This window comes from Haemophilus seminalis (assembly GCF_006384255.1).
Lineage (GTDB): Bacteria > Pseudomonadota > Gammaproteobacteria > Enterobacterales > Pasteurellaceae > Haemophilus > Haemophilus seminalis.
The window spans coordinates 170439-176653 of record NZ_VCED01000005.1 but is presented as its reverse complement, the minus strand read 5'-3'; the positions used below and the strand labels follow the sequence as shown (position 1 = coordinate 176653).

Sequence of the window (6215 nt, the reverse complement as noted above, 5' to 3'; positions counted from 1 at the left end):
CAGCAAAGCAACTGAAGCATCTACTGCAGCGTCAACTGCTGACAGCAAAGCGGTAGCAGCGTCTACAGCAGCATCTACTGCAGACAGCAAAGCAACTGAAGCATCTACTGCAGCGTCAACTGCTGACTCTAAAGCAACAGCAGCTTCAACTGCAGCATCTACTGCAGACAGCAAAGCAACTGAAGCATCTACTGCAGCGTCAACTGCTGACAGCAAAGCGGTAGCAGCGTCTACAGCAGCATCTACTGCAGACAGCAAAGCAACTGAAGCATCTACTGCAGCGTCAACTGCTGACTCTAAAGCAACAGCAGCTTCAACTGCAGCATCTACTGCAGACAGCAAAGCAACTGAAGCATCTACTGCAGCGTCAACTGCTGACTCTAAAGCAACAGCAGCTTCAACTGCAGCATCTACTGCAGACAGCAAAGCAACAGCAGCTTCAACTGCAGCATCTACTGCTGACAGCAAAGCAACTGAAGCATCTACTGCGGCATCTACTGCTGACAGCAAAGCAACTGCGGCTTCTACAGCAGCTTCTACTGCTGACAGCAAAGCAACAGCAGCTTCTACAGCAGCTTCAACTGCTGACAGCAAAGCGGTAGCAGCGTCAACTGCAGCATCTACAGCGGATAGCAAAGCAACTGCGGCTTCAACTGTGGCTTCAACTGCAGACAGCAAAGCAACTGAAGCATCTACTGCGGCATCTACTGCTGACTCTAAAGCAACAGCAGCTTCAACTGCGGCATCTACTGCAGACAGCAAAGCAACTGCGGCGGATAGCAAAGCAACTGCAGCTATGGATACAGTAACCAAATCTGGCTTAGAAGTAGATGGTCAAAATACCAAACTCGGAAATGGAGCAACCTACGTAGGTGGTTCAAATGCAACTGCAATTGGTGGATCAGCTAAAGCAACTGCGGAAAATACAACTGCAGTGGGTCAAGGATCTGAAGCGACTGCAAAAGGTGCAACAGCAATTGGTCAAGGTGCGAAAGCAACTGCTGAAAATGCTGTAGCAATTGGTACTGGCTCTGTAGCTGCTGAGGCAAATACAGTGTCTATCGGTTCACAAGGTAATGAACGTCGTATCACGAATGTCGCTGCTGGTGTGAATCCAACTGATGCAGCTAATGTTGGTCAAGTTAATGCGGTAGAAAACCGTATCAATAATAAACTTGGTAAACTTGATAAGAAACACCGTAGTGGTGTTGCAAGTGCAGTGGCAGTTGCAAACATTCCACAAGTAACCATCCCTGGAGCTAGCATGGTTGCACTTGGCGTAGGTAACTACAAAGGTCAAAGTGCCGTAGCTGTGGGTTACTCAAGAGCAAGTGATAGCAACCGAGTTATTATTAAGATGAGTGCAGGTGCAAGTACACAACGTGATTACACATTCGGTGCTGGTATTGGTTACCAATGGTAATAACTAAATAGTTAATCTAAATTAGTTGATTAACTGAAAAAGAGCGGTATTTTTATCATTTATTTGGTAAAATAGCCGCTCTTTTATTATATGGGTATTGAGAATAAAACATGTCTAAGAAATACAACGTAGGTATTACGTTTAATTTAGAAAGCCAAATTAGAGATATTTGGTCTAATGGCGCTAATCAAAATTTAATTTTTTTATATCAATTATTTGAAGCATTAGATATTGTAAAGAATGTTACCTTTGTTTGTTGGGGGCCTGAAGGCATAACAACACCAGATAAAAATTTTATGTTAGAAAATTTAAATCTTAAATTCTCACACATTGATGATGTTATTGAAGATTTAGATCTTTTGATTGAAGGATCATTGTCTATCGAGCCAAACCAAGCTGAGATCATTCATAAAAATGGCGGAAAGGTCATTTGTTATAAAATGGGAAATGATTATATCTATGATATTGAGGCTGTCATACATAATAAATCAGCAACAAGAATATTTAATGGTACTAAGTTTGATGCGAATTGGATTATTCCACAGAATATGAATACGAATTCGGCTTATTTTTCAATTATGCATCGTTGCCCATCTCGACAAATTCCATTTATTTGGTCTTCAGTTTTTTGTGATAAAGGAATTGCTGAATTGAATCGACCATTTGGTTATATAAATAATTTGGATAAGTCTAAAAAATCTCGTCGAATATCTTCTTTTGAACCGAATATATCTATTTTTAAAAATAGTTTCACTGATATTTTAATTGCAGAGCAAGCATATCGACAAAGACCTGATTTAATTGAACATGTTTATATGTGTAATACTTATAATATTAAAGATCATCCTACTTTTTTTAATTTTATAGGTAGAACAAATTTAGTCAAGGATGGTATTATGAGTGTAGAAAAACGATTTGCTATGCCATTATTTTTATCAGAATATACTGATATTGTATTAAGTACACAATGGGAGAATGGGCTAAATTATGCATATAATGATGCTCTTTATGGTGGTTATCCATTTATTCATAATTCTAAATTATTACCTAAAGGTGTAGGGTATTATTATGATCAATTTGATGCATTTGAAGGAGCAAGAGTATTAATTGATGTGATTGAAAATCATGATAAATATCACGATGCTTATGTTCAACGTGCGAATGAATATTTAGATTCCTTACACCCACATAACCCTATAAATCTAGCAGTTTATGAACTTGAATTAAAGCGTTTATTTGAATAAAAGAGTAAAAGAATGAGAAAGTATAAGATTGGTATTACATTTAATTTAGAAGGGAAAATAAGAGATATCTGGGCAAATGGCGCAGGACAAAATATCATTTTTCTCTATAATTTATTAGAAAGCTTAGATTGTGTTGAATCTGTTGTTTTGGTGAGTGATGGACCGAATAAAATCACTGTACCAGATAAAGGTTTTATGCTTGATAATTTTAATTTATCTTTTGCTTATATTTATGATGTTCTTGATGGCTTGGATGTCTTAATTGAAGGGACGTTAACTATTGAACCTGATTATGCTAATCGAATTCATCAAAGAGGAGGAAAAACGGTTGTTTATAAAATGGGAAATGATTATATCTATGATATAGAATCAACCATACATAATAAATCTCCTATTCATCAATTTAATGGAGCAAAAATTGATGCAAATTGGATCATTCCACAAAATATGAATACAAATTCGGCTTATTTTTCAATTATGCATGATTGTCCATCTGTTAAAATTCCTTTTATTTGGGAACCCTTATTTTGCCAATCTGCTATTGCTCAACGCTCTGATTTATCTTTTGGTTATTTAAGTAATATAAATAAACATAACCATAAGCGTAGAATATCCTCGTTCGAACCAAATATTTCTATTTTTAAAAATAGTTTTACCGATATTTTAATTGCAGAACAGGCATATAGAGAAAGACCTGATTTGATTGAGCATGTTTATATGTGCAATACCTATGATAAAAGAGAACATAGTACTTTCCATAATTTTATTGGTCGAACAGATCTAGTAAAAGATGGGGTGATGAGCGTGGAAAATCGCTTTAGAATGACAGATTTCTTGTCTATTTATACTGATATTGTCCTCAGCACTCAATGGGAGAATGGATTGAACTATGCCTATAATGAAGCACTTTATGGAGGATATCCGTTAGTACATAATTCTACCTTGCTTCCAAAGGGTATTGGATATTACTATGATCAATTTGATGCATTTGATGGTGCAAAAAAATTAATTTATGCGATAGAAAATCATGATAAAAATTATGATGAATATATGCAAAAAGCAAATGATTATTTAGATTCATTAAATCCTTATAATCTAGTTAATTTATCCATTTATGAAAGAGAATTAAAACGTTTATTTGAGTGAGAAAAATGAAAAAATATAAAATAGGTATTACATTTAATTTAGAACATCAAAATAAAGATATATGGTCTAACGGTGTTCACCAAAATTTAGTTTTTTTATATCAACTTTTTAATGCATTGGATTGTGTTGAAGATGTTATATTTGTGAGTTGGGGACCTGAAAATATAAGTGATCCTAAAGAATGGAATATGCTATCAGATCTTAATCTAAAATTTTATCAAATTGATGAAAAGATTAATGAACTAGATATTTTAGTAGAAGGTTCCTTATATATTGAACCGCGTTACGCAGATATTATTCGAAAGAATGGTGGAAAAGTTGTTTGCTATAAGATGGGAAACGATTTTATTTATGATGTTGAATCCTTTGTAAATAATAGACAATCTAATAGTAGTTTTAATGGAACATTATTTGATGCACATTGGATTCTTCCTCATCATATGAATACAAACGCATCATATTTTGCAATAATGCAACGTTCAGTAGCTCGTAAAATTCCTTATATTTGGTCTCCCTTATTTTTTGATAAAGCAGCAAAAGATCTAAAGAAACCATTTCACTATTTTGATAGTACAAATTTTTCTAAGAAAGAAAAAAGAATTTCCTCTTTTGAACCTAACTTATCTGTTTTAAAAAATTGTTTTACTAATATATTAATTGCAGAGCAAGCCTATAGATATAGACCTGAATTAATTGAACATGTTTATTTATGTAATACTTATGATAAAAGAGAGCGTCCTTCTTTTAAAGATTTTATAGGAAAAACAGATTTATTAAAAAGTGGGAAAATTTCTACAGAAGGGCGCTTTCATATGCCATTTTTTTTATCAGAATACACAGATATAGTCTTAAGTACACAGTGGGAAAACGGCTTAAATAATGCTTATAATGATGTACTTTATGGAGGGTATCCACTAATACATAATTCTAAATTTCTACCTAAAGGTGTAGGATATTATTACGATCAATTTGATGCTTTTGATGGTGCAAAAGTTTTAATTGATGTCATTGAAAATCATGATAAACACCATGATGAATATGTTGCTAGAGCAAATGACTATTTAGCTTCTCTACATCCATATAATCCTATTAATCTTGCTATTTATGAAAATGAATTAAAACGTTTGTTTAAATAGGAAAATATAAATGAAAAGAATTATTTTAACCGCATTAGATAACAATAATACTATTTGGTATGAGCAATTCTTACCCTTTATATTGAGTTTACAAAAAACAGATTTCTATACCGAGAAAAAAGGTGATATTGGTGTATTAGATTACGGCCTTTCTCTAGAAAAAAAGGCCGTTTTAGAAAAAAATAATATTTTTTGTTTCCCCCCTTCTCATTGTTATAGTGAAATGCTTTTAGATAGACATATTTCTGTTGCAGATATTGCAGAAAAATATGCTTATGAGCAAATTGCATTTTATGATGCAGATATTTGGTTTCCCTCACAAAGACTGACTATTTTTGATCAGATTATTTATCAGGATAATTTATATTGCGCTTATGATGCTTGGCGTTGCAGTTTTTTAGCTGATGTTGTTCCAAATGAACAACAAGAAAATGAATATAAAAAACTTGATGAAATTGAGAGTAAATATGGATATGTTTGGCAAGCTGGGGTAATATTAGGGCATAAAAACGCATTTATAAAATATAAGAATTACACTGAAAATCTATTATTAAAGAATAATTTTTCTATGAAATATGGGATAGATGCTACCGTTTTAAATCGCTATTCCTATGATGAAAATAAAGTAAGTTTACTTCCTACAAAGTATAATTGTACTCCATTGTGGGGAGTGAAACATCTCGTAAAAAATAATCATCATCTTTTTCTTATAGAAAATGAACAAGTAGAGGGATTTCATATTACAAGGAATCATCGTGAAGATAAATTAATTACGTTTAATGGACTTTATCCTGATGATTTTTACAAAAGGGGAAAAGCCTTCCAAACAGAAAATTATATACTTTATAACATCACTAGAGAAAGTTTAGTGACAAATAATAGTGAAAGCCAAACTAAATTATCACTAAATTATGCAAAAGCCAACGGACATCTTTTAATAAAATTTGATAGTGGTGACCTTTTTAGGAAAGGTGCTCTATGTGTTGAATGTTCAGGAGAAAGTACTATTTCTTTTATAAATAATCAGGATTCTCCAGTAATTTTATATTGGCTTTATAGTGGAATTGCAACTTATCCTGAATGCACTCGAATTTATGTTAATAATGGCGATATTTTTACCCCCAAACAAAATTGTTATTATAAAGATATTATAGGAGCGGGTAAAACTATCAGTTTTAACACGCAAGATTTAAATGTTGAAGAAAATCGCATCCAGTGGGTTTTTGCTAGTTTACAGATTGTTTAATTTTATAGAGGAAATACTTA

5 protein-coding genes are annotated in these 6215 nt (G+C 33.1%); all 5 read left to right on the top strand.

Features of this window, described 5'->3' with window-relative positions; translation table 11 throughout:
* The coding region (locus FE813_RS10720) for a YadA family autotransporter adhesin (RefSeq protein WP_180978716.1) at positions 1-1423 on the top strand (1423 nt) is incomplete at its 5' end.
* Between the two features lie 110 nt (positions 1424-1533).
* Positions 1534-2667 carry a DUF2827 family protein gene (locus tag FE813_RS08115; RefSeq protein WP_139990166.1) on the top strand — a complete coding sequence of 378 codons (1134 nt, stop codon included), beginning with the start codon at positions 1534-1536 and terminating at the stop codon, positions 2665-2667.
* Between the two features lie 12 nt (positions 2668-2679).
* On the top strand, positions 2680-3813 hold the full coding sequence (locus tag FE813_RS08110; RefSeq protein WP_139990165.1) for a DUF2827 family protein: 1134 nt from the start codon (positions 2680-2682) through the stop codon (positions 3811-3813).
* 5 nt (positions 3814-3818) lie between these two features.
* Positions 3819-4949 carry a DUF2827 family protein gene (locus FE813_RS08105; RefSeq protein WP_139990164.1) on the top strand — a complete coding sequence of 377 codons (1131 nt, stop codon included), beginning with the start codon at positions 3819-3821 and terminating at the stop codon, positions 4947-4949.
* 10 nt (positions 4950-4959) lie between these two features.
* Positions 4960-6195 (top strand): hypothetical protein, encoded by a 1236-nt coding sequence (locus tag FE813_RS08100; RefSeq protein WP_139990163.1) that lies wholly within the window; start codon positions 4960-4962, stop codon positions 6193-6195.
* Positions 6196-6215 lie beyond the last annotated feature (20 nt).